Origin of the sequence: Algiphilus sp., assembly GCF_965216485.1 — a bacterium.
Taxonomy (GTDB): domain Bacteria; phylum Pseudomonadota; class Gammaproteobacteria; order Nevskiales; family Nevskiaceae; genus Algiphilus.
The window spans coordinates 1543408-1567080 of sequence record NZ_OZ244162.1 but is presented as its reverse complement, the minus strand read 5'-3'; the positions used below and the strand labels follow the sequence as shown (position 1 = coordinate 1567080).

Sequence of the window (23673 nt, the reverse complement as noted above, 5' to 3'; positions counted from 1 at the left end):
CGCGCTCGCCCTATGCCAACGCACGCTTTTCCGGCGGCAACGCGTCGCCGTCCGGCGGGTGGCTGGGCATTTACGGCTTCGCGGAAGGTCGTCAAAGCCGATTGGCCACCATCCTGTTATTTACGATAAGGTCTTTTTGGGGATCTATACACGCGACTAGTGCGTACCTCAATACGGTGTGCATCGATCCCGCACGTCCTGCGTCAGGACTGGCGTGCGGGTACAGAACCATCAGGAGAGACCATGAGCGAAGACGCAGCAGAAAAGATTCCGGACAATCCGGAAGTCGACTACGAGATCGGGCAGGACAACGTACAGATCTTCGGGCTGGACATCCATAACCCGGTCTTCGTTGTCTCAGGGGGGATCATCGTCCTGTTCACCCTCTATGCGCTGATCTTCAGCGCGCACGCCGAAGCCATGTTCGGTGACCTCAGACCCTGGATCACCTCCACCTTCGACTGGGTGTTCATGGGTGCAGCCAATATCTTCGTGCTGTTCTGCCTCTTCCTGCTGGTCTCACCTTGGGGCAAGGTGCGTCTGGGCGGCGAGGACGCCGTTCCGGACTATGGCTACCCAGGCTGGTTCGCCATGCTCTTTGCTGCCGGCATGGGCATCGGGCTGATGTTTTTCGGTGTGCTTGAGCCGATGTATCACTTCCAGAACCCGCCGTTGGGCGTGGACCCCGGCGATACCGCGGCAGCGGCCGCCGCCGGCATGGCTGCCACCATCTTTCACTGGGGCCTGCACCCCTGGGCAATCTACGCGGTGGTGGCCCTTGCCCTCGCCTTCTTTACCTTCAACCGCGGCCTGCCGCTGACGATCCGCTCCGCCTTCTATCCGCTGCTGGGCAATCGCGTCTGGGGCTGGCCGGGGGATGTCATCGACATCTTCGCGGTCTTTGCCACCCTGTTCGGGCTTGCCACTTCGCTGGGCTTCGGCGCACAGCAGGCCGGTGCAGGCCTGCACTATCTGTTCAATGCGCCCGAAGGTGTGACCACGCAGGTGGTACTGATCATCGGCATCACGACCCTGGCCCTCATTTCCGTCATGCGGGGCCTGGATGGCGGCGTCAAGCGCCTGAGTGAGCTGAACATGCTGCTGGCGCTCGCTTTGATGATCTTTGTCATTGCCGTGGGTGGCGCGCTGCAGGTCCTGACCGGTTTCTTCGACGCCGCGGTCAACTACGTCAAGCAGGTGGTACCGCTAAGCAATCCGATCGGTCGCGAGGATCTCGATTTCATGCACGGCTGGACGACCTTCTACTGGGCCTGGTGGATTTCCTGGTCGCCCTTCGTCGGCATGTTCATTGCCCGCGTGTCACGCGGGCGCACCGTGCGCGAGTTCGTCACCTGCGTGCTGTTGATCCCGACGCTGGTCTCGATTCTCTGGATGACCGCCTTCGGCGGCACGGCCGTGCGGCAATACCTGAGTACGGGCTATGAGGGCGTGCTGAAGACCGTGACCGATTACACGCCGGAGCTGTCGCTCTTTGCAATGCTCGAAGCCCTGCCGCTGACCGCGGTGACCTCCTTCATCGGCATCGTCCTGGTTATTGTCTTCTTCGTGACCTCCTCGGATTCAGGCTCACTGGTGATCGACACCATCACCGCCGGGGGCAAGCTCGACGCCCCGGTCGCACAACGCGTGTTCTGGTGCCTGTTCGAGGGCTTGGTCGCGATTGCGCTGCTTGTGGGCGGCGGATTGGCGTCCCTGCAGGCCGCGGCGATCACGACCGGACTGCCCTTTGCCATCATTCTGATGATTCTGACCATTGGCGTCGCCATGGGGCTGCGCAACGAACGACGCGAGCATCTCGCAGGTACGACGCCCACCCAGGTGGATCCCAGCATCGGTAAATAGCGGCAGCCACCGGGCAGCGAGTTGGCTGCCCTGAAACAGAAAGCCCCGCGCGCCATTGAGCGTGCGGGGCTTTCTTTTTGGCTGTGGTTGGTCTACGCCGTTCGCGCGACCCAGCGCCCAAGCTCAGGCGTCGAAGGGATGCTCAAGCACGATGGTATGGTCGCGATCCGGGCCGGTGGAAACCACCTGCACCGGGACGCCCGTGATGTCGGTAATCCGGGCCAGGTAATCCTTGGCGGCGGCGGGGAGATCCTGATAGCGATTGACGCCGCTGGTGGTGCTCCGCCAGCCCGGCATGTCGTCGTACATCGGCTCGATATCAGCGTAGGCATCCGCGCCCAGTGGGAGTTGCTCCATCTTCTCGCCATCGACGCGATAACCGACACAGATCCGGATGACGTCCAGTTCGTCGAGCACGTCCATCTTGGTGATACAGAGCCCGCTCATGGAGTTGTTGAACACCGAACGGCGCAGCGCCACGGCATCAAACCAGCCGCAGCGCCGCGTGCGCCCCGTCGTGGTGCCGATCTCGCCGCCCTTTTCACGAAGATAGTGACCGATGTCATCGTCCAGCTCGGTCGGAAAGGGCCCCGCACCGACGCGAGTGGAATAGGCCTTGACGATGCCGAGCACAGAATCGATATGCCGCGGTCCGACCCCGGTACCGGTGGCCGCGCCACCCGCCGTGGTGTTGCTGGAGGTCACAAAGGGGTAGGTACCGTGGTCAATATCCAGCAGCGCACCCTGCGCCCCTTCGAACAACACGTTTTCGCCCGCCAGCAGGCGTGTTTCCAGCATGCCAGTGACGTCGCCGACCATCCCCTGTAGGGCTTCGGCGTATGACAGGCAGCGCTCGAGCAGCGCCTGGAAGTCCACCGGCGGTTCCTTGAAATACTGCTGCAGCACGAAGTTGTGGTAGTCGAGGACCTCCCCCAGCTTGGAGGCCAGCCGTTCGCGATGGAACAGGTCACCGAGACGTACCGCACGTCGCGCGACCTTGTCCTCGTACGCAGGACCGATGCCGCGGCCGGTCGTCCCGATCTTCGCGGCACCGCGTGCCTTTTCGCGCGCCTGGTCAATACGCACGTGGTAGTCGAGGATCAATGGCGCGGCGGCGGACAGGTGCAGGCGATCCCGCACCTTGACGCCCCGTACCTCCAATCCCTGCATCTCTTCGAGCAGCTTTTCGGGGGACAGCACGACCCCGTTGCCGATGAGGCAGGCAACGCCCTCGCGCATGATGCCGGAGGGGATCAGGTGCAAGGCCGTCTTTTCGCCGTTGATGACAAGCGTATGGCCTGCGTTGTGCCCGCCCTGGAAGCGCACGACAGAATGCGCGCGGTCGGTCAGCAAATCCACGACTTTGCCCTTGCCTTCGTCGCCCCATTGCGCGCCGATGACAACTACTGATTTACCCATAGTCCCTTTTTACTTTGGTGCGCGGCGCGCGGTCTTCAATGCAAGGCCAGCAATTCGTTCAGATCCGCCGAAAAGCCGGTAGCCGGGCGCGGCGCGCCGAAGATGTCCCCAATGCCATCGTACCGCCCGCCGCGCGCGAGTTCACGCGCGCGGTCGGTGCCGAAGGCGGCGAAACTCAAGCCGGTCTGGTAACGAAAACCGCGCAGTTCCGACAAATCTACATGCAATGCGTAGCTGCCAACGGCCTCGATGCGCGCGATGATCGCATCCAGTGCATCGAGAGCCGCCATGATGCCCGGCTCGCCAGGCAACAACTCCCGTGCCCTGGCAGTGACCTCCGCACCGCCGTGCAATTCCACCAATTGACGCAACGCATGCTGTGCGTCACTGGGCAAGCCCGCGGAACGCAGCCAGCTCTCCAGCTCGGGCACGCATTTGCGCTGCATGATGTCGAACAGAGTCTGTTCATCGCTGGGGCGCAGGCCCAGATCGGCGATCAGACTGCTGTATACCCCGACGTGACCCAGGTCGATCAGCGGCTGCTGGACGCCGGCAATCGCCAGCGTCTCGACCATCATGCGCAATACTTCTGCATCTGCCTCCAGCGAGGCATCGCCGAACAATTCGCAGCCCACCTGGCGCGGCGAGCGTGAACCGCCCGGCACATCGGGGTGCGTGCGCAGGACCGAGCCCACATAGCAGAGGCGCACCGTCGCATCATCCGGGAAGCGGGTCGCTGCCACGCGCGCCGCCTGCGGCGTCATGTCGGCACGCACCCCCAACATGCGGCCGCTAGCTGGGTCCATGAAGCGGAAGGTTTGATCTTCCAGATCTTCGCCGGCGCCCACCAGCAGGCTATCCAGGTGCTCCACCAGTGGCGGCAGGATCAACTGGTAATTGCTGGCCCGAAAATGATCGAGGACCTGCCTGCGCAGGTCCTCGGCAGCCCAGGCCGTCTCGGAAAGCAGTTCCTCGACGCCGTCAGGCAGGAATGCAGCCCGGCGCAAGCTCATAGCAGACGCACCAGTTGCAGCATCAACAAGCCCGCGATGATCGAGGTGACGCCGATGATGCGCAGCTGGCGATCATCCAGCGTCGCCAACCGGAGCATTGTCTCGCGCCAGCGTGCCGGTGCCGCGAAAGGCAGCAGCCCCTCAATCACCAGCACCAGTGCCAGCGCGCGAAACAAGTCATCCCACACAATGGCCGCCTAGCGCTCGTCCTTGGGATTGAAGTACTTGAACAGCTCCCCTTCCGGCTGCAGCACCATCACACTGTCATTGCCGGCGAAGGCACGACGGTAGATGTTCAGCGAACGGTAGAACTGATAGAACTCCTGATCATCCGAATAGGCGTTGGCGTAGATTTCCGCCGCGCGCGCGTCGCCGCGACCGCGGATTTCTTCCGCCTCCTTGTAGGCGTTGGCCAGAATGACTTCCGCCTTGCGGTCTGCGTCGGCGCGGATCTCTTCGGCTTCTTCCTTACCGCGGGCACGGAAATCGGCAGCGACGCGCTGACGCTCCGCCCGCATGCGCTGGTAGACCGATTCGCTGACCTCGTCCGGAAGGTCGATGGCTTTGACGCGCACATCGACGATTTCGACACCGAGCTCCTGTACCGGCTCTCTGGTCTCTTCCTGCACGGTCTGCATGATCGCATTGCGCTCATCCGATACTGCCTCGCGGATGGTGCGGGTTGAGAACTGATCGCGCAGTGCGCGGTTCATGATCGATGACAGTCGATCCGCTGCAACCAGTTCCTGGCCGCCCGTGGCGCGATAGAACTTGCGCAGCTCAGCCACTCTCCACTTGACGTAGTAATTGACCTTGACGTTCTTCTTTTCCGAAGTCAGAAACTCTTCGGAGCGCGAATCCAGACTCATGACCCGGCGTTCGACCGAGCGCGTGTTCTGTACGAAGGGGGTCTTCAAATGCAGGCCTGGCTCGAAGTCCAGCCCCTTGACTTCACCGAACTGGAAGAGGATGACCCGCTCGCGCTCATCGACGATGAAGAAGGACTGGCTCAGCGTGAACAGGCCGAGCAGGATGACACCTACGATTACCATCTGCCGATTACTCATCAGCGACGCTCCCGATCGCGCGACCGCGCATCGTTCGTGTTGGACCGGCCACCAAAGCTGTTGCTGCCGCCACCACCGAGGATTGGCGGTGCGCTGCTGCCCTTGCTGTCACTAGTGCTGCCCGAGCCCATGCCACGCAGCATTTCCTGCAGGGGCAGCATCATCAGCGAGCCGGAATCATCGATATCCACCAGCACCTTGCTGGTGTTGTTCATGACCTCGGTCATGGTGTCGAGATAGAGGCGATTGCGTGTGATCTCGGGGGCACGCCGCACCTCGGTCACCAACTGCCCGAAGCGGGATGCGTCACCTTCGGCGCGGGCGATGACGCGTTCGCGATAGCCCTCGGCCTGCTCGACCTCGCGCGCGGCGTTACCGCGTGCGCTCGGGATGCGGTCGTTGGCATAGGACTCAGCCTCGTTGACCAGACGAACGCGGTCTTCGCGCGCCTTGATGGCATCGAGGAAGGCATCCTGCACCTGCGCCGGTGCGCGCGCATCGGTGAGGTTGACGTTGGTCACGAACAGGCCTGTCCCGTAGTCGGTCAGGATGTCCTGCAGACGGTCGAGGGTCAGATTCGCAACCTGCGCACGACCGTCGACCAAGACGAAATCAAGATTGTTCTGACCGACGATCTCGCGCAGCGAACTCTTGGTGGCCTGCTGCAGCGTCTCGTCGGGGTTGCGCACGTTGAACAGGTAGTTCTGCACGTCCGAGATGCGGTACTGCACCCGCAACTCGACCTCGACGATATTCTCGTCCTCCGTCAGCATCAGCGTGCGATCCGAGGCTTCGCGAATCTCGGTGACGTTGATGGTCTCGACCTTTTCCACCGGCCACGGGATATGCCAGCGCAGACCGGGCTGCGTCACGCGCGAGAAGGCGCCGAACTGCAGAACCACACCCTGCTCCCGTTCATCGACCACGTAGAAGCCGGAAGCCACCCACAGCGCAACGATGATGCCGAGAATGACGACGGCGGCGCCCATGATCGGGCCCTTGCCGCCGGCTCCGTCGCCACCACCACTGCCGCCACCGTCTCCACGACCACTGAAACGCTCCTTGAAGCGCTTCAGCATCTGCTCGATATCGGGAGGCGAATTAGACCCGCGGTTTCCGGACCCCCAGGGATCCTTGTCGCCGCCTGGTTCGTTCCAAGCCATGCTTGACTCCATCGGGAAATGACACCGGCCGACCGCCGGTTCAGGAAGGATGTAGTTTAGCAGCCCGTCCGGTGCACCGAGTCGCTTGTCGCGCGCTCGATCGGTACACCCGACTGCTGGCACAGCCTATGCAACTGATCGCGCGGGATGCGCAGATGCAGATGAACTGTGCCGTCGTCGTCCGTGTGCTCGCCGGTGACCGCCTGCACATCGTAGAGTTGCGCCCGCAGCCGCGCCTCGTCAGGACGTAGGCGCAATTCGACCGCTTCAAGCCGCCCGTGGAAGAAGGCGCGCACCATGGCCCGCAGATCGTCCAGCCCGAAACCACTCACGGCCGAGATGAACACCTGACGGGCACGTCCCTCGCCATCGAAATCCGCGGTGGTGCGCTCGGGATAGCCGCCTTCCAGCCGGTCGCACTTGTTGCAGACGAGCAGGCGTGGGACATCCTCGGTCCCGATCTCGCGCAGGACTGCCTCCACCTGCTCGATGCGTTGATCGCGCTCGGGATCGGACCAATCGACCACATGCAGCAACAGTTCCGCCTCGCGCGTTTCCTCCAGCGTCGCACGGAAGGCCGCCACCAGGTCCGGCGGCAGGTCGCGGATGAAGCCCACCGTGTCGGCGAGCACCACATGCTCACCAGGCTGCAAGGCGAAGCGACGCAAGGTGGGATCTAGCGTCGCGAACAACTGATCCGAGGCAAAGGTGTTGCCCGTGGTCAGCGCGTTGAACAGTGTGGACTTGCCGGCGTTGGTGTAACCGACCAGCGATACCGTGGGGGTCTCATTGCGCTGGCGCGACGCGCGAGAGCGTGCGCGCCGCTTGCGCACGACTTCCAGACGCTGGCGCAAGGTACCCATGCGGTGGCGGAGCAATCGGCGGTCGGTTTCCAGCTGCGATTCACCAGGACCGCGCAAGCCGATACCGCCCTTCTGCCGCTCAAGATGCGACCAGCCGCGCACCAAGCGGGTGGCGAGGTGCTGCAGCTGCGCCAGTTCGACCTGGAGCTTGCCTTCATGGGTCCGCGCGCGCGCCGCGAAGATATCGAGAATGAGGCCGGCCCGCCCCAGCACGCGGCAGCAGAGTTGCTGCTCCAGGTTGCGCTCCTGGCTGGGTGAAAGGTCGTGGTTGAACACCACCAGCTCCACGCCATCGGCGCGCGCCAGTTCAGCGATTTCCTCCGCCTTGCCGCGCCCGACGAAGAAGCGCGGATCCGGCCGCTGCCGGCGTGCGCCCACACAGCGCTTCACGTCTGCTCCCGCAGAGCGGGCCAATTCAACGAATTCCGCGGTATCCGCCTCGGTGTCCGTACCCGGAAAAGTGACGTGCACGAGAATGGTGGCCTGGCCCACGGCCACCTGCTGGTGCTCGATCATCGAATCGCGAGACCGCGATCAGGCGTCGCTGTTGCCGTGATCGTCCGCATCAAGGTCCGCGACACGCACCGGGCGCGCCGGCACGATGGTGGAAATGGCATGCTTGTAGACCATCTGGCTGACGGCATTGCGCAGCAGCACGACGAATTGGTCAAAGGATTCCACCTGCCCCTGCAGCTTGATCCCGTTGACGAGGTATACCGAAACCGGGATGCGTTCTTTGCGCAGCGCATTCAGAAAGGGTTCCTGGAGCGTTTGTCCCTTAGTCATTGATCTTTTCCTTGTTGTAGTAAGACGCGGCTATTCCTGCAGCGTACCGCTGTTATGGACCCAATTATCACACCAAGTCTGGACAGCCGTGACCGTAGTATGTTCCATCACATTGAACACAGTTGAACCGCGGTGCACAAGAAGGGCGTCCACGAGCCCGCCGGAGAGCCAGGTCATCTGACGCTTGGCCAAGAGTTTGGTGGCCTTGATGGCTGCAGCAACCGCGGTTTCCCAGTCCGACCGTCCTTCGACAAAGCCCCACAGCTGGCGATAGCCAACGGCGCGGATCGCCGGCAGATCGGCGTGCAGACCACCACGCGCGTGCAGCCGGCGCACCTCGTCCAGCAAGCCGGCCTCGATCATCTGCTGGAACCGCATCTCGATGGCGGCGTGCAGTGCCGGCCGTGCGTGCGGGGTCCAGCGTACGAAGGCGGCGGGTCCCAGCCGCGCGCCCGGCCGGCTGCCGCCATCGCGTCGTGCGCTCGCTGGCTGGCCGGTGAGCTGGGTGATCTCCAGGGCGCGCTGAATGCGGGTTCGGTCATTGGGGTGCAGACGCGCGGCCGTCTCCGGGTCCACTTGGGCCAGCTCGGCATGCAGCGCCGGCCAGCCCAGTGCCTCAGCGCGCGCGGCGATGTCGGCGCGCAACGTGGCGTCGGCCCTGGGCAGGTCGGACAGGCCAGCAAACAAGGCCCGCAGATAGAGCATGGTCCCGCCGCAGAGGACCGGCACGCGTCCCCTCGCCTGCACTTCCGCGATGACCCGCGGTGCATCCTCGGCGAAGCGCGCGGCGGAATAGGCCTCCGTCGGGTCGCAGATATCGATGAGGTGATGCGGCACGCGCGCCCGCTCCTCGGCATTCGGCTTGGCGGTACCAATATCCATGCCGCGATAGACCTGCGCCGAGTCCACGGAAATCAGTTCGCCCGAGATGCGTGCGCACAGTTCAAGCGCAAAGCCGCTCTTGCCCGACGCGGTCGGCCCCAGAACGACGATGATCGGCGGCGCGGTTCCGCTACTGGCCACGCAGGAACAACCGATCCAGCGCGGCCAGCGGCATCTGCACCCAGGTCGGGCGTCCGTGATTGCACTGGCCGGAGCGCTCGGTGGACTCGATATCGCGCAGCAGCTGCTCCATTTCGGGCAGGCTCAGGCGGCGCTGACCCTTGATGGCGCTGCGGCAGGCAACATCCGCCAGCACGCGCTCCTGCGCATCGAGCACTTCCCCGAGGTGATGGTCGGGCTGGTCTTCCTCCACCGCTACCCCCAGCACCCGGCGCAGCACCTCCGCTGCAGCCTCGGCAGTGAGGATGGGCGGGGCGGCGCGCAGTCGCACCTGCGTGGGGGCACTGCGTTCGACTTCGAGCCCAAAGGCGGCCAGCTCCTCGTGTCGCGCCTCTGCAAGATCGGCGGCGTCTTCGCTCAGGCGCACGGCGACTGGCACCAGATACTGCTGGCGGGCAATGCCGCCTTCCCGGTACTGACGCTTCAGGCGCTCGTAGAGGACGCGCTCGTGCGCGGCGTGCTGGTCCACCAGCACCAACCCCTCGGCGTTCTGCGCGACGATGTAGAGATGGTGCAGCTGGCCGAGGGGCTGTCCCAAACCGCCGGCGGCAGCGCCTGCCGCCGGCCGCGATGCGGCCACGGATTCGGCCGGAGCCGCCTTGGCATCGGCGAGGCCGGCCGAGACTGCAGCCGATGCACCCGTCTCGGACATGCTTGGGGCTGCCGCCGCAGACGCTGCCTCCGCCGCTTCGCCGCGCGTGTCCGGTGCATATGCGGCCGAGGCCTCTGCCACCCGCGTCCAGTCCCAGCCGTGCTGCGCCGGTGGTGACGGTGCCCACCCGGCAGGGCGCGTCCTGGCGTTCTCGCCGGTGGCGGCCGGTGCCGTGTCTGGGAGATAACGATGGTGCTGCGCGCCGGGGCGTACTTTGGCCAGCGCGCGCGACATGCTGCTGTAGAGAAAATCGTGCACCGAGCCGGCATCGCGGAAACGGACTTCCCGTTTTGCGGGATGGACATTGACATCCACCCGGCTGGGATCCAGCGACAGAAACAGCAGAAAGGCCGGATGCCGCGCGCCATGCAGTACGTCGGCATAGGCCCGGCGCACCGCACCGGCCACCACGCGATCGCGTGCGGCACGACCATTAATGTAGAAGTGCTGCATGTCCGCCTGCGCGCGCGAGAAGGCGGGCACGCTGATCCAACCGGTGAGCGACAGACCGAGGGCGGTGCTCTCCACCGGAATCGACTGCCGGAAGAATTCCTCGCCCAGCAGCTGAGCGGCCCGCGCTGCCAGACTCTGTGGCGGGCAATGCCACAGCCGGCGCCCGTTGTGGCTGAGCGCCATGCCCACATCCGGACGCGCCAGCGCCAGCCGGCGCAGTGCCTGGTCGACATGGCGCGCCTCGGTGGCCTCCGTGCGCAGAAACTTGCGCCGCGCCGGCGTATTGCAGAACAGGTCGCGCACCTCGACGCTAGTGCCAGGCGGCTGCGCGCTCGGACTCAGCGTACCGTCCAGCTCCCCTTCGCCCTCGACGCACCAGCCGTGCTCGGCATCCAGGGTGCGCGACGACAGCCGGAATCGAGACACCGAGAGAATGCTCGCCAGCGCCTCACCACGAAAGCCGAAGCTGGAGACCTGCTCCAGATCATCGAGACTGCCAATCTTGCTGGTGGCGTGGGCACTGCACGCCAGCGCCAGTTCGTCGGCGGCAATGCCGGCGCCGTCATCGCGTACCCGCAGCAGGCGCAGCCCACCCTGCTCCAGCTCGACCGTGATGGCACGGGCGCCCGCATCGAAGCTGTTTTCGACCAGCTCCTTGATGACCGAGGCCGGGCGCTCCACCACCTCGCCAGCGGCGATCTGGTTGACCAGCTCGACCGGGAGACGCTGGATCGTCATGCGCCGACCCCGTTGTAGCGGCCACCGGGCAGCGCGACCCGTGGCCCTCGAGGCGCTGCCAAGAGCGGGAAGCGATGCGCCGAGCCCAGGCGCAAGCCTGCCCTCTCAAAAGAAGGCAGCGCGGAATCAGTGGTCGGCACGCGGCAAAGCGAACGCATGGTCGTACAAGGGCCGTGGCGGGTGAAGAATTGTCCCAGATCGGCCAAGGCGGCGCGCCCGCTCAGCCAGCGCCAGGCGGATGCAGATGACAGGCGACCTTGTGTTTCGCTGCCGTTGCCGCAGCAGCATTGACCAGGGCCGGTGTCTCCACCCGGCAGCGGTCGAAGGCTTCCGGGCAGCGCGGGTGAAAGGGGCAACCGGGCGGGGGCGCCGCTGGCGACGGTACATCGCCGGGCAGCACGATACGCGCCCGCTTGTGCTCGGGATCCGGCACCGGCACCGCCGACAGCAAGGCCTGGGTGTAGGGATGACGCGGGCGCGCAAACAGGGTCTCGACGTCGCTTTCCTCGACGATCCGCCCAAGATACATCACTGCGACGCGATCGGCGATGTGCTGGACCACCGCCAGATCGTGGGCGATGAACAGATAGCTGATGCCGAATTGCTGCTGAATGTCGCGGAACAGATTGAGCACCTGCGCCTGCACCGAGACGTCCAGTGCCGACACCGCCTCGTCGGCCACGATGAAGCTGGGCGACAGCGCCAGGGCGCGCGCGATGCCCACCCGCTGGCGCTGGCCGCCGGAGAATTCATGGGGATAGCGCGCGGCCATCTGCGCCCGGAGGCCAACCACATCGAGCAGTTCGCGCACCCGGCGGCGACGCGCATCGCGGTCGCCATAGCCGTGCAAGCGCAGCGGTTCCTCCAGGGTCTGCTCGATGCTGCGGCGCGGATTCAACGAGGCGTAGGGGTCCTGGAAGACGATCTGCATTTCCCGCCGGCGTGTGCGCAAGGCCCGCCGGGAAATGCCGGTGACCGGGCGGCCGTCGAGCTGCACCGTACCCGCCGTGGGCTCCTGCAGACGCAGGATGTTGCGTCCCAGCGTGGATTTCCCGCAGCCCGATTCGCCGACCAGGGCCAGCGTTTCCGCGCGCGCGATCTCCAGGTCGACGCCGTCGACGGCGCGCACCGGCGGCCGTCGCCGCACCAGGCCACCACCGCCAAACCATTTCTTCAGCCCCTGGACCTGCAGCAACGTCATACCGGCTCCGGATGCAGGCAGGCAACGCGCGTATCGCCCAGACGCCGCAATGGTGGGGGCGCGCTGCGACAGTCCGCCTGCACGTTCTTGCAGCGGTCGGCAAAGGCGCAACCCTCCGGCAGGGCATGCAATTCGGGCACCTTGCCGGGGATGGTCGGCAAGCTGCGCGCGCGCTCCGCACCCACCCGTGGCAGGCAGGCAAGCAGGCCCGCCGTATAGGGATGCCGGGGGGCGGCGAAGAGCGCCTTCACCGGTGCTTCCTCCACCACGCGACCGCAATACATCACGTGCACGCGATCGCAGGTCTCCGCTACCACCCCCATGTCGTGCGTGATCAGCAGCATGGATACGCCCTCGGCGCGCACCAGTTCCGTCATCAATTCGAGCACCTGCGCCTGAATGGTCACGTCCAGCGCCGTTGTGGGCTCGTCCGCGATCAGCAACCGCGGCCGGCACGACAGTGCCATCGCGATCATCACCCGCTGGCGCATGCCGCCGGAAAGCTGGTGGGGATAGGCGGAGAGACGCTGCTCCGGTGCCGGAATGCCGACCCGGTGCAGCCAGTCGATGGCGCGTGCTCGCGCGGCGCGGCGCGACAGGCGCTCGTGGCGGCGCAGGACATCGGTCATCTGCGAGCCAATGGTGAACACCGGATTCAACGCCGTCATCGGTTCCTGGAAGATCATCGCAATCTCCGGTCCGCGCAGCCTGCGAAGGGCCGCAGGCGACAGCGTGAGCAGGTCGCGTCCGTCGAAGCCAATGCGCCCGGCGGCCACCCGCGCAGGCGGTTCCGGCAGCAGGCGCAGCACCGCCGAAGCGGTCACGCTCTTGCCGCAGCCGGATTCGCCGACCAGGCCCACCACCTCGCCCGGGGCCACTTGAAGGTCAACGCCGTGCAGCGCACGCAGTTCGCCACCTTCGGACGCAAATCGCACATCAAGGCCTTCGATGGAAAGCAACGGCGCGCTCATGACGCCTCCTCCACCTTCTTCGGATCGAGCGCATCCTGCAGCGCGTCGGCAAAGAAATTGAAGGCCATCACGAGGACGAACATGGCCACCGAGGCGGCGATGAAATTGTTGAAGAAGCCGGCGGTCACTTCATTGGTCGACTGCGAGATCATCAAACCCCAGGACACCCCGTCCTGCACCCCGAGCCCGAGGAAGGACAGGATCACTTCGGCCTTGATGGCTGTGACGAAGACAATCGTCGCCTGCACCAGCAGAATGTGGGTCGTGTTGGGCAGCACATGGCGGAAGATGATGGCCGCCTGTGACACTCCCACTGCACGCGCTGCTTCGACAAACTCCATATTGCGCAGCTTGATCACCTCGCCCCGCACGTAGCGACCCGTGGTGGTCCAGAAGGTCACGATCATGGCGAAATGCATGGCCAGCGGATGCCCTTGCACCGCATAGGCGACCGCCACCACAAAAAGAAAGAAGGGAATGGCATCCAAGGTGCCCTTCACCCACAGGATCGTTTCGTCGATCCACGATCCGGCGAAATAGCCCGATAGAGCACCGAACAGCGCCCCCAGCAGCGTCGAGCTGACGGCCACCACCAGACCGATCTCGAAGGCCACACGCGTGGAGTAGATGGTGCGCGCGAAAATGTCCTGGCCATTGCGCGTGGTCCCGAACCAATGCTCCGCAGAGACCGGTGCGAAGCTGTCCGCCCCCAGCGCGGACCACCCCTGCCCAGCCAGACCCAGCCAGACCGCACAGGCAACAGCGAAATACGCGGCCACCACGAGTAACGCCGACATGCCGGCGCGATCGCGACGCAACCGCCGCCAGGCGCGGGACCACAGGCCACTGCTCTGCAATGCGGCTTCAGCGTCGGTCATTTGAGAGCCACGCGCGGGTCTACCGCCCGATACAGCATGTCGTTGAGGATCAGCACCACCACGAAGAGCAGCGCCGTGGCCCCAACCACTGCCTTGAGGACGGGCTGATCACCTGTGGTCACGGCGTCGTAGGCCAGCTTGCCCACGCCGGGAATCCCGAAATAGCTCTCGATCAGCAGACTGCCCGCAATCACGATGGAGGGGATCGAAAACATGATGCGCGTGATGATCGGGATCAGACTGTTCTTGAGCACATACTTGCCGAGTATCGCGACCGGCCCCGCCCCGAAGGCACGCGCGGTCCGGATGTGGTCGCGTCCGATCTCCTCGACGAAGACGGCACGATAGAAGCGCGTGTTGTAGCCCAGGGATACGAAGACGATGGCCAGCGTCGGCACCGTGACGTAGTAGAGATAGCTGCCGAGCGAGCGCATATCCCAGCCGCGCACCGGAAAATAGTTGAGACCGTAGCGCGACGAGAAGAACACCTGAAAGGCGATGATGATGATCAGGAAGCTGATGCTCATGCCGATCACCGAGAAGGCCATGATCCCACGATCGATCCAGCCGCCGCGGAACCACGCCGCCAGCAGTGCCAGTGCTATGCCAAGCAGATTCCCCAGCACGAAGCCCGGCAGCGTCAGCGCCATCGATACCGGCACCGTTTCGGCCAGCAGCGACCGCACCGATTCCCCGGTCGAGATCGAGCGCCCCAGATCGAGCGTCGCCAACTCCACCAGATACTGCCAATAACGCACCAGGAAGGGCTGGTCATAGCCGAGTTGGGCGCGCACCTGGGCAATCTGCTCCGCGGTTGGATTCTTGCCGACCAGCTCGAAGGTCATATCCGGACCGAAATAGACCATCAGCAGAAAGCTGATGAAGGTCACGCCCAGGATCAGCGGAATGCCGGTTGCAACCCGCCGCAGCAGGTAAAGGCCAAACGCCATGCTGTGTGAATCGCTTTAGGGTGTGGCGGACGCGACGTCCACGAAGCGCAGCCAGAAGCCACCGAGGATGGCTGTATCCGGCATGCCCTTGACGTCCTTGTGCCAGAGCGACACGTGCGAGCGCGTCAACCCCATGATGCCAACGCAATCATCGATCAGCATCTGGTTCATGCGCCGATAGATCTCGGTGCGCTCCGGCCCCGGCTGCATGGTCTTGGTTTCACGGAAGAGCCGGTTGTATTCGGGGTTGTCGTAATTGGAGGCATTGCTGCCCGGGGCTGCATTCGGCCCATAGAACAACTGCAGCACATTCTCGGCATCCGGGTAGTCGAGCTGCCAGCCGTAGCCCATGATCGACAGCTTCGAAGTCCGCAGCGCGCGGTTGTAATCCCCAAAGGTCGCGAAGGTCTCGCCGTTGATCTTGTCGCGCGGAATGCCGACATCCACCATGCGCCCGCGGAAGGACTCGAACATCTCCCGCGCCAGCACGGCGGACACCAGGCCGTAATCAAGCACGGGGAGGTTGTCGGCGGTCCAGCCTGCCGCCTCCAGCCGTTCTTTGGCCTGCTGCGGATTGTGCTCCACCGAGGCGCGCGACAGTGACGGGTCGAATTCTTCGAGGATGGGCGGAATCACCCCGGGAAAGACGATGCCAAGCCCCGAATAGAAGCGCTCGTTGCGCGCCTTCCAGTCGAAGGCATCGCGCATCGCGCAGCGCAGCTCGCGGTTGCGCGCCTCGCGCGCAGGATCCTCGTGGTAACCGATCTCCGGATCGTCCATGTTGAAGACCGTGAATACCAGGCCGGCTTCCGGTCCGGAATCCATGTGATAGCGCTCGGCATATTCCGGCTTCAGCGTAATCGGATCCTTGCTCGCCAGTACCGCCTCGGTCTGCTCGACCGGGAGGCCGGAGAACTGGATTTCGCGTCCGGAAGTGAAGGAAGCCCAGCGCGCCGAGGATTCCTGAATGAAGTCGATCTCCAGGCGATCAACAAAGGGCGGCGCCTTGCCGTCGAGATCGGCAATGCCATAGGCGGCATGGGCCGCCGGATCGTAACCCTCGGCCTCCAGATCCAGCGGCTCCTCGCGAAAATTCGGGTTGGGCTGGAAGAGCACCTGCTGCTTGGAGTACTCCAGCAGTTCATAGGGGCCGGAGCCTACCGCCTTGGTTCCCAGATCGCGCCCGAAGGCAGCCACCGCCTCCGGCGGTACGACCGCTGAGAAGCCCATCGCAAGGGTATGCACAAACTGCGGGAAAGGGGCGGTCAGCTCAACGCGCAGGGTGAAGTCATCAAGTGCGCGCAGGCCCGGCACCGTTGCCTCGTAGTCCGCTCCGGCTTCGGCCCAGGCGTCCATCCCCTTGATGCGACCCGCCCAAAGCCACTTGCCCTGTGAGGTGTTCTCGGGGTCGAAGTGGCGCTTGAGCGAGAACACCACATCGTGCGCTGTCACCGTGCGCCCCTCCCCCTCGGCGAAGACGGGGCTGTCGACATAGCGCCCGGTCTTCTTCAGCGCAATGGTGTAGACGAGCCCATCCTCGGAGACTTCCGGCATCGCGGCCGCGAGGTTCGGTGTCAGCGCGTAGGGACGCTCCAGATACTTGTAGCGGTAGAGCGTGTCATAGGCATTGACGACCACCAGATTCGAATAGACCGTGGCCGCCTGCAGCGGATCCATATTGGTCGGCACGCCACCCGCGGAGTGGCGGTAGACCTTCAGATCGGCTTCGGGCTCGGGTTTGGAGCAGCCCACCAGCAGGAGGGTGATCGCGAGCGAGGCAGCAAGGCTGCGTACCGTCGTCAATGGCTTCATCAAGTCAGCATTCCCTGAGGCGTTGCCGCGGCTGCGGCGTCACCCCAAGGCTAGCAAGGATCAGGCCCGCCAGGGGATCGGTTCAGGGGATCTGCAGTACCTGCCCCACGCGCAGCATGTCGCTGTCGAGGTCATTGACCTGGCGCAGCCGACGCGAGTCAGTACGGTAGCGCTGGGCCAGTTCGCTCAGCGTGTCACCGCGCTGCACCGTGTGTATGCCTGGCTCGACCGCCGCCGTAGTTGCACCACCGCGGGCGTCGACATAGCGCAACGGACGGTAGTTCTCGAAATAGCTGTGAATGCCTTCAAAAATGGAATCCGCGATGCGCTGCTGAAAAGCCCCTGAGCCCAGCTTGCGTTCTTCGCCCGGGTTGGTGATGAAGGCGGTTTCGACCAGCATCGAGGGGATGTCCGGCGCCTTCAACACCATGAAGCCGGCACGTTGCACCTCGCCGCGCTGCAGCTTGTTGAGTTGCCCCAGCGACTGCAATACCCGCTTGCCTGCATCGACGCTGGCTTCGATGGCCGCAGACTGGGAGATGTCGAGCAAGACGTGCGCCAGCGTATCTTCCTTGTCGGCCAGCTCGATGCCCCCGACGAGATCCGCCTCATTCTCGCGTTTTGCCAGCCAACGTGCCTGCTCAGAGCTGGCGCCGTTGGGCGAAAGGGTATAGACCGAGCTACCGCGTACGCGCGAATCCGTGAAACCGTTGGCGTGGATCGATACGAAGAGATCCGCCTGCGCCGCCCGCGCCTTGCGCACCCGCTCACGCAGGCCGATGTAGTAGTCGCCGCGGCGAATCATGACCGCCTTGAAACCCGGTTCGGCATCCACCAGCGTGGCCAGTCGGCGCGAAATGGACAACACCACGTCTTTTTCCTTCAAGCCGCTGGGCCCAAGCGCGCCCGGGTCTTCGCCGCCATGGCCCGCATCGATGGCGATGATGATGTTCTTCTGCTCGAGCCGTGCTGCAGGCTGCTGCACGGAGGCCTCGGGCGCACTGCTGGCGGCAGCGGCAGTCGGTGCCGTTTCAGTGGCAAGCCCTTCATCGCCAGCCTCCGGCTTGAGATCGACGACGATCCGATGGCCGTATTGCGCCTGCGGGGAGAGTGCGAAGCTGCTCGTGCGCGCGCTGCGTTGCAGATCGAGCACGACACGCAGGCGGCCGTCTGGCTGCCGAGCACTGCGCATGCCGCGCAACAGGCCTTCTCCGCCCACCGCGCCGGGATCCAGGGCGCTGGAACGAATATCCGCCAGATCGATCACGACCCGCGCCGGATTCTCCAGCGTGAAAACCTGGTGACTGGCGGCGTCGCTCAGGTCGAACACCACGCGGGTGTTCTGCGGGCCATCCCAGACGCGAACATCGCGCAGTTCCGCGGCCGATGCCGGCGCGCACAGCGCTGCCAAGGCCGCCATCGCGAGCCATGCACCCCAACCGTTGCGGATTGTCGCCAAGCCTTTCATACAGCAGCGTCCTAGTGCCCCGATTGGCACGCTACTGCATTCGGGCGTGGAGCGCAAGCATGAATTGCTGCATAAACAGCAAGTAACGGCAAACTACTGAGAAATTGAATTCAAAATATGCGCTAGCGTGTCGGCATGGGATGCGGATAACACGGCTTCCCGGCCCTGCGCAGCCGTAGAAAGAGCCATGCGTAGATCAGGTAACGGCAATCCCACCGCGACGCGCTCTGGCCACTCGATCAGCCAGAGCGCGCTGTCCGGCGGAGTGTCGCGCAGCCCCAGAAACTCCAGTTCCTCGGGGTCACTCAGCCGGTAACAATCCATATGCAGCACGTGACCGTGCTCGGTCTCGTAGGGCTCAACCAGCGTGTAGGTGGGACTGCGCACCGCCCCTTGCACGCCCAGTCCGCGCAAAAAGGCACGGGCCAGCGTGGTCTTGCCACTGCCCAACGCACCCTGCAGCCAGATCACCCCGCTCAGTGGTCGCGGCCAGGCCTTCGCCACAGCGCGGCCCAGTGCTTCGGTGGCGGCCTCGTCGTGCAGCGCACACTGCTGTGAATGGGAGGTCGGCACGGCCGCCTCACGATTCACGCGGACCCCTGCCGAGGGTTCACCGCCGCGCGCAGATGATCGACCAGATCGCTGGGCAGCATGCCGCGCTCGCCGTGGTGTGCTGCCAGATCGCCGGCATAGGCATGCGCCAGCACGGCGGCGCGCGCCGCCCGTGCGGGCGGCATACCCTGCGCAATGCAGGCTGCCACGACCCCGGTCAGTACATCCCCGCTACCGCCGACAGCCATGCCCGGATTGCCCGCCGTGCACAGCCACGGCGGATCATCCGGCGACTCGGCACTGACCAGCGTACCCAGGCCCTTGAGCAGCGCAGTACAGTCGTAGCGCGCTTCCAGCGCCTGAAGCGCGTGCAGACGGTCGGCCTCGACGGTGGCACCGCCCTCGCGGCCGAGAAGGCGCGCGGCTTCGCCCGGATGCGGCGTAAGCACAGCCTCGCCCAGTTGCATGGGCTGCTGCGCCAACAGGTTCAACGCGTCGGCATCCAGCACCAGCGGCCGCTCGACGCCCAATGCCGCCTGGAAAAGACACCGGGACCAGTCGCCCTGCCCCAGTCCGGGTCCTATGGCAACCACGGTGGCGCGTTCCAACAAGGGCGCAAGCGCCACCGCCTCATCCACCCCATGGACCATCAATTCGGCCTGAGCCATGGAGAACATGGCGGCATGCGTCGGATGCGTCGCCACGCTGACCAGCCCGGCGCCGCTGCGCAAGGCCGCCCGCCCGGCAAGGAGCGCGGCCCCCGCCATGCCCGGAGCCCCGCCGATGATGAGCACGTGACCGTGGCGGTTCTTGTGGGCATCGCGTGCGCGCGGAGGAAAAAAGGAACGCAGGTGGCGCGGGTCGAGGCGGCGGGCACGCGGGCGCACGCCATCGAAGATTTCCGCCGGCACCTGCAGCCCGGCGCAATGCACGCTCCCAGCGGCAGCTGCGCCTGCGGAGGTATGCAGTCCGACCTTGTCCGCGATGAAGGTCACCGTCATATCCGCCTGCACCGCCGGGCCCAGCGCCTGCCCGGTATCCGCAATGTGACCAGAAGGCACATCCAACGCCAGCACACGCGCTCCTGCGCCGTGCGCGGCCTGTATGCAGGCAATGGCGGCAGCCGCCTCCCCCTCGACCGCCCGCGTCAGACCGGTGCCGAAGAGCGCGTCGACGACCCAGACCGACTCCGCATAGCCCACATCACCCGGCGGTGCCGGCGCGGGCGGAGGGATCGGTCGATCCGTGGCGTCGCTGATGGCGCCGCGCTGCAGCCAGGCGGCCCGGGCGGTGGCGGCGTCACCGCGTCGTTCTCCGCCCAACTCCCGCACTTCCACTGCCACCCCGTCGGCATGAGCGAGACAGGCGATCTCGTAGCCGTCGCCGCCGTTGTTGCCGCTGCCACAGAAGACCACCAGCCGATCCGGCAGGCCCCAGGCACGCCGCGCGGTCTGCCAGGCAGCGGCTGCGGCGCGTTGCATCAGCGTGTAGCCCGGGATGCCGTGGTCCTCGATCGCGCGCCGGTCGAGCTCGCGCACGTCGGCGGCGGCGTAGAATTGCTGCCATGCTTCGATCATGCCGTCGAGTATAAGTGTCCGCTGCCCCCGCGCTCGACCCGTTGCAGCTCGCGCGTTCCCTGCCTGAATGGGCGCGCGCCGAAGGCTTTGCGGATGCTGCCGTGGCGCACGCCGAACTCGCCGAGGACATCGCGCGTCTTGACGACTGGCTGGCCGCCGACCGGCACGGCGACATGCGCTGGATGGCCGATACGCGTGATCTGCGTGCCAACCCATCGGCACTGCGCCCGGAGACCCGCAGCGTCATCAGTGTGCGGATGGATTATGGGCTGGTGCCGGCATCATCCTGGACCGCGCTACAGGACGGGAACCGCGCCTACGTGTCGCGCTATGCCCTTGGCCGCGACTATCACAAGCTCATGCGCAAGCGCCTTGCCCGGCTGGCCCAGCGCCTGGCCGATGCGGTGGCCCCGCATGGCTACCGAGTCTTCGCCGACAGTGCCCCGGTGCTCGAGAAGGCACTGGCGCGCAACGCAGGGCTGGGCTGGATTGGCAAGCACACCCTATTGCTCAATCGCGAGGCCGGCTCGGGCTTTTTCCTCGGTGAGATCTACACCGACCTGGAACTGCCCGTGACCGCGGAACCGCGCGGCAATCACTGCGGCAGTTGCCAGGCCTGCATGGACATCTGCCCTACCGATGCCATCGTTGCGCCCTATCAGCTCGATGCCACGCGCTGCATTTCCTATCTGACAATCGAGCACCGCGGCAGCATTCCGTTGCACCTGCGCTCCGCCATCGGCAATCGCATCTTCGGCTGTGACGACTGTCAACTGGTGTGCCCGTGGAACCGCTATGCCCAGCAGGCTGCCGTACCGGACTTCGCGCCGCGCCACGGGCTGGACCAGGCGACGCTGGTGGCGCTATTCGGATGGAGCGCGTCGGAGTGGGAAACCCGCACGCAGGGGATGGCGCTGCGCCGCGCGGGCTACATCGGCTGGCTGCGCAATATTGCCGTGGCCCTGGGCAATGCCCCGACCAGCGAGGCCGTCGTCGTCGCGCTGCGCAGCCGGGCGAAGAGTACGGATCCGTTGGTCCGCGAACACGTGCAGTGGGCCCTTGCCCAGCATGGCCGCGCCTGAGGCGCGGCCCCGCCCGGTGCGACCGGCGCCGGGCGGGGCCTTGGCGATCAGGCGCTGACCGCCACCTTCGCGCGCTGATCGCTGAGCACTGAGCCCAGGGCCTCGAGACAGAAGTCGACGTGATGCGCGTCGGCACCCTGGCCCATCAGGCCGATGCGCCAGACCTTGCCGGCAAGATCGCCCAGACCCGCCCCGATTTCGAGGCCATGCTGCTCGAGCAGGGCGCTTCGCACCTGGGCGTCGTCGACACCCTCCGGGATGCAGACGCTGTTGAGTTGCGGCAGGCGCTCGGCCTCCGGCACAAGCAGCTCCAGGCCAAGGGCATCCAGGCCGCGCTTGAGACGCTCATGGGCCTCGCGATGGCGTGTCCAGCTATTCTCCAGACCTTGCTCGTGCAGCATGACCAGCGCTTCGTGCAGGCCATAGAGCGCATTGATCGGGGCCGTGTGGTGGTAGGCGCGCTTCGCCCCGCCCTGCCAGTAGCCCATGACCAGGCGCAGATCCATGAACCAGCTCTGTACGTCGTGGCTGCGCGCCTTGACGCGCTCGACCGCGCGCTCGGAGAAAGTCACCGGCGAAAGACCCGGGGGACAGGAAAGGCACTTCTGCGTGCCCGAATAGACCGCATCGAGGCCCCAGGCGTCGACTTCCAGCGGAATGCCGCCCAGGGAGGTAACGGTATCGACGATGGTCAGCATGCCGTGCTGCTGGGCGAGCGCGGCCAGCTTTTCGGCGTCGCTGCGCGCTCCCGTGGAGGTCTCGGCGTGCACAAAGCCCAGCACGGTGGCCTCGGGATGCGCCTTGACAGCCTCTTCGACCGCAGCAACATCCACGGCGCGACCCCAGGGGCTGGTCACCATCACCACGGTCGCTCCACAGCGCTCGGCCATCTGTTTCATGCGGCCACCAAAGACACCGTTCTGACAGACGATGATGGTGTCGCCGGGTTCGAGCAGATTGACAAAGCAGGCTTCCATGCCAACCGAACCCGGGCCGGAGACCGGAAAGGTCAATGCATTCTCGGTACGGAAGGTCTGGCGCAGCAGGCCACAGATCTCATCCATCAGTCCGACGAAGGCCGGATCGAGGTGACCGATGGTGGGACGCGCCATGGCTTCCAGCACGCGGGGATGGACATCGGAGGGACCCGGTCCCATCAGGGTGCGGCGAGGTGGCTCGAAGGATTTCATGCGGGGCGTGCGCAACCTTTTCAGTGCGCAACGATGGTGCAAATCGGGCGCGCGAGTATAGACAAGGCCCTGACGAATCGCACCTCCGTCCGTCAGTCGGGAGCGGTCGCTGCCAGGTTGTCGCGCGCGGTCTTGAGTTCTGGATTCAGCTGCAAGGCATCCTGCCAGTGGCGACGGGCCGCGGGTGTATCACCCACTGCGTACCACGCATTGCCCAGTGCCGCATGCGCCAGTGCGGAATCCGGCCAACGTGCGACGGCCGCCTTGTAGGCCGTGAGTGCCAGAGCCGGCTGACCGGCGCTTTCGGCCGGCGCTGCCGCTCGTAACCAGTCCAGCGGTTGCGCGAATGCGGGCACGGTATCGGGTGGGCTGACCACCATGCCCCAATGCCCGGAACGGGCCCAGGTGCGGAGGAAGGTTGCAATGGAGGTCCTGCGCCGCGGCTCCCGCCCGGAGCGCAGCACAACGGTGTCGGCCTCCTGGTCCACGCCGACGACCACGGCGTAGTGCCAACGCGGGATCCAGCGGATGCCCAGATTCTGCAGCACCAGTACCGGATAGCCGGCGTCCAGCGCCGCCACGAGCCCCTCCAGGGTCCCCGGAATGGTCAACGGAATGCGCTGCTGCGCCCGACTGACAGCGAGCAGCTCGGTACGTAGCGTGCCTGCGCGCTCGGGAAGAAACAGCGCGGGCGACAGTGCATCCGGGGTCACGTCGTTGCGCCCGCTTTCGACCAGCACGGTCGCCAGGGCGGCGGGGCCGCAGTGATCGACACGCTGCGCGAAAAACGGGGTGGCGACCAGTTCCACGGGCGCCTGTGTTTCGGCCGTGGGTGATGGTGCGTGCAGCGCGCAGCCGCTGGCCACCGCTGCCGCTGCCATCACCGCGAGGCGCACGGCGCCTGAAGTCACGC

21 protein-coding genes are annotated in these 23673 nt (G+C 65.3%); 2 read left to right on the top strand and 19 right to left on the bottom strand.

The window, feature by feature from the left end; translation table 11 throughout:
* Positions 1–243 precede the first annotated feature (243 nt).
* Entirely contained in the window at positions 244–1863 is a 1620-nt protein-coding gene (locus ACOOFO_RS07255; RefSeq protein ID WP_420429413.1) for a BCCT family transporter, read from the top strand.
* Between the two features lie 123 nt (positions 1864–1986).
* Here ACOOFO_RS07255 and ACOOFO_RS07250 read toward each other — a convergent pair whose 3' ends face one another.
* The 17 genes from ACOOFO_RS07250 to ACOOFO_RS07170 all read right to left on the bottom strand — a co-directional run bounded on the left by ACOOFO_RS07250 (position 1987) and on the right by ACOOFO_RS07170 (position 20488).
* Positions 1987–3282, bottom strand: a complete 1296-nt coding sequence (locus ACOOFO_RS07250) for an adenylosuccinate synthase (RefSeq protein WP_420429411.1) — start codon at positions 3280–3282, stop codon at positions 1987–1989.
* A 35-nt stretch (positions 3283–3317) separates the two neighbouring features.
* Positions 3318–4295, bottom strand: a complete 978-nt coding sequence (locus tag ACOOFO_RS07245; protein WP_420429409.1) for an ATP phosphoribosyltransferase regulatory subunit — start codon at positions 4293–4295, stop codon at positions 3318–3320.
* The gene (locus ACOOFO_RS07240) at positions 4292–4483 is read right to left on the bottom strand and encodes a DUF2065 domain-containing protein (RefSeq protein ID WP_223057506.1); all 192 of its coding nucleotides are present in this window, start codon (positions 4481–4483) and stop codon (positions 4292–4294) included. Before ACOOFO_RS07240 ends, ACOOFO_RS07245 begins: the two co-directional genes overlap by 4 nt.
* 9 nt (positions 4484–4492) lie before the next feature.
* The gene (gene hflC, locus ACOOFO_RS07235; RefSeq protein WP_420429407.1) at positions 4493–5362 is read right to left on the bottom strand and encodes a protease modulator HflC; all 870 of its coding nucleotides are present in this window, start codon (positions 5360–5362) and stop codon (positions 4493–4495) included.
* Entirely contained in the window at positions 5362–6525 is a 1164-nt protein-coding gene (gene hflK, locus ACOOFO_RS07230) for an FtsH protease activity modulator HflK (protein WP_420429405.1), read from the bottom strand. The genes hflC and hflK overlap by 1 nt, the downstream gene beginning before the upstream one ends.
* Before the next feature lie 56 nt (positions 6526–6581).
* The gene (gene hflX / locus ACOOFO_RS07225) at positions 6582–7904 is read right to left on the bottom strand and encodes a ribosome rescue GTPase HflX (protein ID WP_420429403.1); all 1323 of its coding nucleotides are present in this window, start codon (positions 7902–7904) and stop codon (positions 6582–6584) included.
* An 18-nt stretch (positions 7905–7922) separates the two neighbouring features.
* On the bottom strand, positions 7923–8174 hold the full coding sequence (gene hfq, locus ACOOFO_RS07220; RefSeq protein ID WP_420429401.1) for an RNA chaperone Hfq: 252 nt from the start codon (positions 8172–8174) through the stop codon (positions 7923–7925).
* A gap of 30 nt (positions 8175–8204) precedes the next feature.
* Positions 8205–9197 (bottom strand): tRNA (adenosine(37)-N6)-dimethylallyltransferase MiaA, encoded by a 993-nt coding sequence (miaA, locus tag ACOOFO_RS07215; RefSeq protein ID WP_420429399.1) that lies wholly within the window; start codon positions 9195–9197, stop codon positions 8205–8207.
* On the bottom strand, positions 9187–11079 hold the full coding sequence (gene mutL, locus ACOOFO_RS07210) for a DNA mismatch repair endonuclease MutL (RefSeq protein WP_420429397.1): 1893 nt from the start codon (positions 11077–11079) through the stop codon (positions 9187–9189). The genes miaA and mutL overlap by 11 nt, the downstream gene beginning before the upstream one ends.
* 220 nt (positions 11080–11299) lie before the next feature.
* Complete coding sequence (locus tag ACOOFO_RS07205; RefSeq protein WP_420429395.1) at positions 11300–12280, bottom strand: ABC transporter ATP-binding protein; 981 nt, start codon at positions 12278–12280, stop codon at positions 11300–11302.
* Complete coding sequence (locus ACOOFO_RS07200; protein ID WP_420429393.1) at positions 12277–13251, bottom strand: ABC transporter ATP-binding protein; 975 nt, start codon at positions 13249–13251, stop codon at positions 12277–12279. The genes ACOOFO_RS07205 and ACOOFO_RS07200 overlap by 4 nt, the downstream gene beginning before the upstream one ends.
* Positions 13248–14129 (bottom strand): ABC transporter permease, encoded by an 882-nt coding sequence (locus ACOOFO_RS07195; protein ID WP_420429391.1) that lies wholly within the window; start codon positions 14127–14129, stop codon positions 13248–13250. Before ACOOFO_RS07195 ends, ACOOFO_RS07200 begins: the two co-directional genes overlap by 4 nt.
* Positions 14126–15079: an ABC transporter permease gene (locus ACOOFO_RS07190; protein WP_420429389.1), complete on the bottom strand. Its 954-nt coding sequence runs from the start codon at positions 15077–15079 to the stop codon at positions 14126–14128. Before ACOOFO_RS07190 ends, ACOOFO_RS07195 begins: the two co-directional genes overlap by 4 nt.
* Positions 15080–15094: 15 nt before the next feature.
* Positions 15095–16891 (bottom strand): ABC transporter substrate-binding protein, encoded by a 1797-nt coding sequence (locus ACOOFO_RS07185; protein WP_420429387.1) that lies wholly within the window; start codon positions 16889–16891, stop codon positions 15095–15097.
* A gap of 82 nt (positions 16892–16973) precedes the next feature.
* Positions 16974–18359: an N-acetylmuramoyl-L-alanine amidase gene (locus ACOOFO_RS07180; protein ID WP_420429385.1), complete on the bottom strand. Its 1386-nt coding sequence runs from the start codon at positions 18357–18359 to the stop codon at positions 16974–16976.
* 93 nt (positions 18360–18452) lie between these two features.
* Positions 18453–18950: a tRNA (adenosine(37)-N6)-threonylcarbamoyltransferase complex ATPase subunit type 1 TsaE gene (gene tsaE / locus ACOOFO_RS07175; RefSeq protein WP_420429383.1), complete on the bottom strand. Its 498-nt coding sequence runs from the start codon at positions 18948–18950 to the stop codon at positions 18453–18455.
* Entirely contained in the window at positions 18947–20488 is a 1542-nt protein-coding gene (locus ACOOFO_RS07170) for an NAD(P)H-hydrate dehydratase (RefSeq protein ID WP_420429381.1), read from the bottom strand. Before ACOOFO_RS07170 ends, tsaE begins: the two co-directional genes overlap by 4 nt.
* Before the next feature lie 14 nt (positions 20489–20502).
* On the opposite strand from ACOOFO_RS07170, the gene queG reads away from it, so the two are divergent.
* Positions 20503–21570 carry a tRNA epoxyqueuosine(34) reductase QueG gene (gene queG, locus ACOOFO_RS07165; RefSeq protein WP_420429379.1) on the top strand — a complete coding sequence of 356 codons (1068 nt, stop codon included), beginning with the start codon at positions 20503–20505 and terminating at the stop codon, positions 21568–21570.
* Positions 21571–21617: 47 nt separating this feature from the next.
* Here queG and ACOOFO_RS07160 read toward each other — a convergent pair whose 3' ends face one another.
* Both ACOOFO_RS07160 and ACOOFO_RS07155 read right to left on the bottom strand, forming a co-directional pair.
* Positions 21618–22760, bottom strand: coding sequence for a pyridoxal-phosphate-dependent aminotransferase family protein (locus ACOOFO_RS07160; protein WP_420429377.1), 1143 nt, complete (start codon positions 22758–22760; stop codon positions 21618–21620).
* A 92-nt stretch (positions 22761–22852) separates the two neighbouring features.
* Positions 22853–23671: a PA2778 family cysteine peptidase gene (locus tag ACOOFO_RS07155; protein ID WP_420429375.1), complete on the bottom strand. Its 819-nt coding sequence runs from the start codon at positions 23669–23671 to the stop codon at positions 22853–22855.
* Positions 23672–23673 lie beyond the last annotated feature (2 nt).

What these genes read in the sequence shown, in the direction of transcription:
- hflX (WP_420429403.1), bottom strand. Translation starts at nt 7,904, where the DNA reads ATGATCGAGCACCAGCAGGTGGCCGTGGGCCAGGCCACCATTCTCGTG.
- ACOOFO_RS07180 (WP_420429385.1), bottom strand. Translation starts at nt 18,359, where the DNA reads ATGAAAGGCTTGGCGACAATCCGCAACGGTTGGGGTGCATGGCTCGCG.
- ACOOFO_RS07160 (WP_420429377.1), bottom strand. Translation starts at nt 22,760, where the DNA reads ATGAAATCCTTCGAGCCACCTCGCCGCACCCTGATGGGACCGGGTCCC.
- ACOOFO_RS07195 (WP_420429391.1), bottom strand. Translation starts at nt 14,129, where the DNA reads ATGACCGACGCTGAAGCCGCATTGCAGAGCAGTGGCCTGTGGTCCCGC.
- ACOOFO_RS07200 (WP_420429393.1), bottom strand. Translation starts at nt 13,251, where the DNA reads ATGAGCGCGCCGTTGCTTTCCATCGAAGGCCTTGATGTGCGATTTGCG.
- ACOOFO_RS07255 (WP_420429413.1), top strand. Translation starts at nt 244, where the DNA reads ATGAGCGAAGACGCAGCAGAAAAGATTCCGGACAATCCGGAAGTCGAC.
- ACOOFO_RS07245 (WP_420429409.1), bottom strand. Translation starts at nt 4,295, where the DNA reads ATGAGCTTGCGCCGGGCTGCATTCCTGCCTGACGGCGTCGAGGAACTG.
- ACOOFO_RS07170 (WP_420429381.1), bottom strand. Translation starts at nt 20,488, where the DNA reads ATGATCGAAGCATGGCAGCAATTCTACGCCGCCGCCGACGTGCGCGAG.
- ACOOFO_RS07185 (WP_420429387.1), bottom strand. Translation starts at nt 16,891, where the DNA reads ATGAAGCCATTGACGACGGTACGCAGCCTTGCTGCCTCGCTCGCGATC.
- ACOOFO_RS07250 (WP_420429411.1), bottom strand. Translation starts at nt 3,282, where the DNA reads ATGGGTAAATCAGTAGTTGTCATCGGCGCGCAATGGGGCGACGAAGGC.
- hfq (WP_420429401.1), bottom strand. Translation starts at nt 8,174, where the DNA reads ATGACTAAGGGACAAACGCTCCAGGAACCCTTTCTGAATGCGCTGCGC.
- mutL (WP_420429397.1), bottom strand. Translation starts at nt 11,079, where the DNA reads ATGACGATCCAGCGTCTCCCGGTCGAGCTGGTCAACCAGATCGCCGCT.
- hflC (WP_420429407.1), bottom strand. Translation starts at nt 5,362, where the DNA reads ATGAGTAATCGGCAGATGGTAATCGTAGGTGTCATCCTGCTCGGCCTG.
- ACOOFO_RS07205 (WP_420429395.1), bottom strand. Translation starts at nt 12,280, where the DNA reads ATGACGTTGCTGCAGGTCCAGGGGCTGAAGAAATGGTTTGGCGGTGGT.
- hflK (WP_420429405.1), bottom strand. Translation starts at nt 6,525, where the DNA reads ATGGCTTGGAACGAACCAGGCGGCGACAAGGATCCCTGGGGGTCCGGA.
- ACOOFO_RS07190 (WP_420429389.1), bottom strand. Translation starts at nt 15,079, where the DNA reads ATGGCGTTTGGCCTTTACCTGCTGCGGCGGGTTGCAACCGGCATTCCG.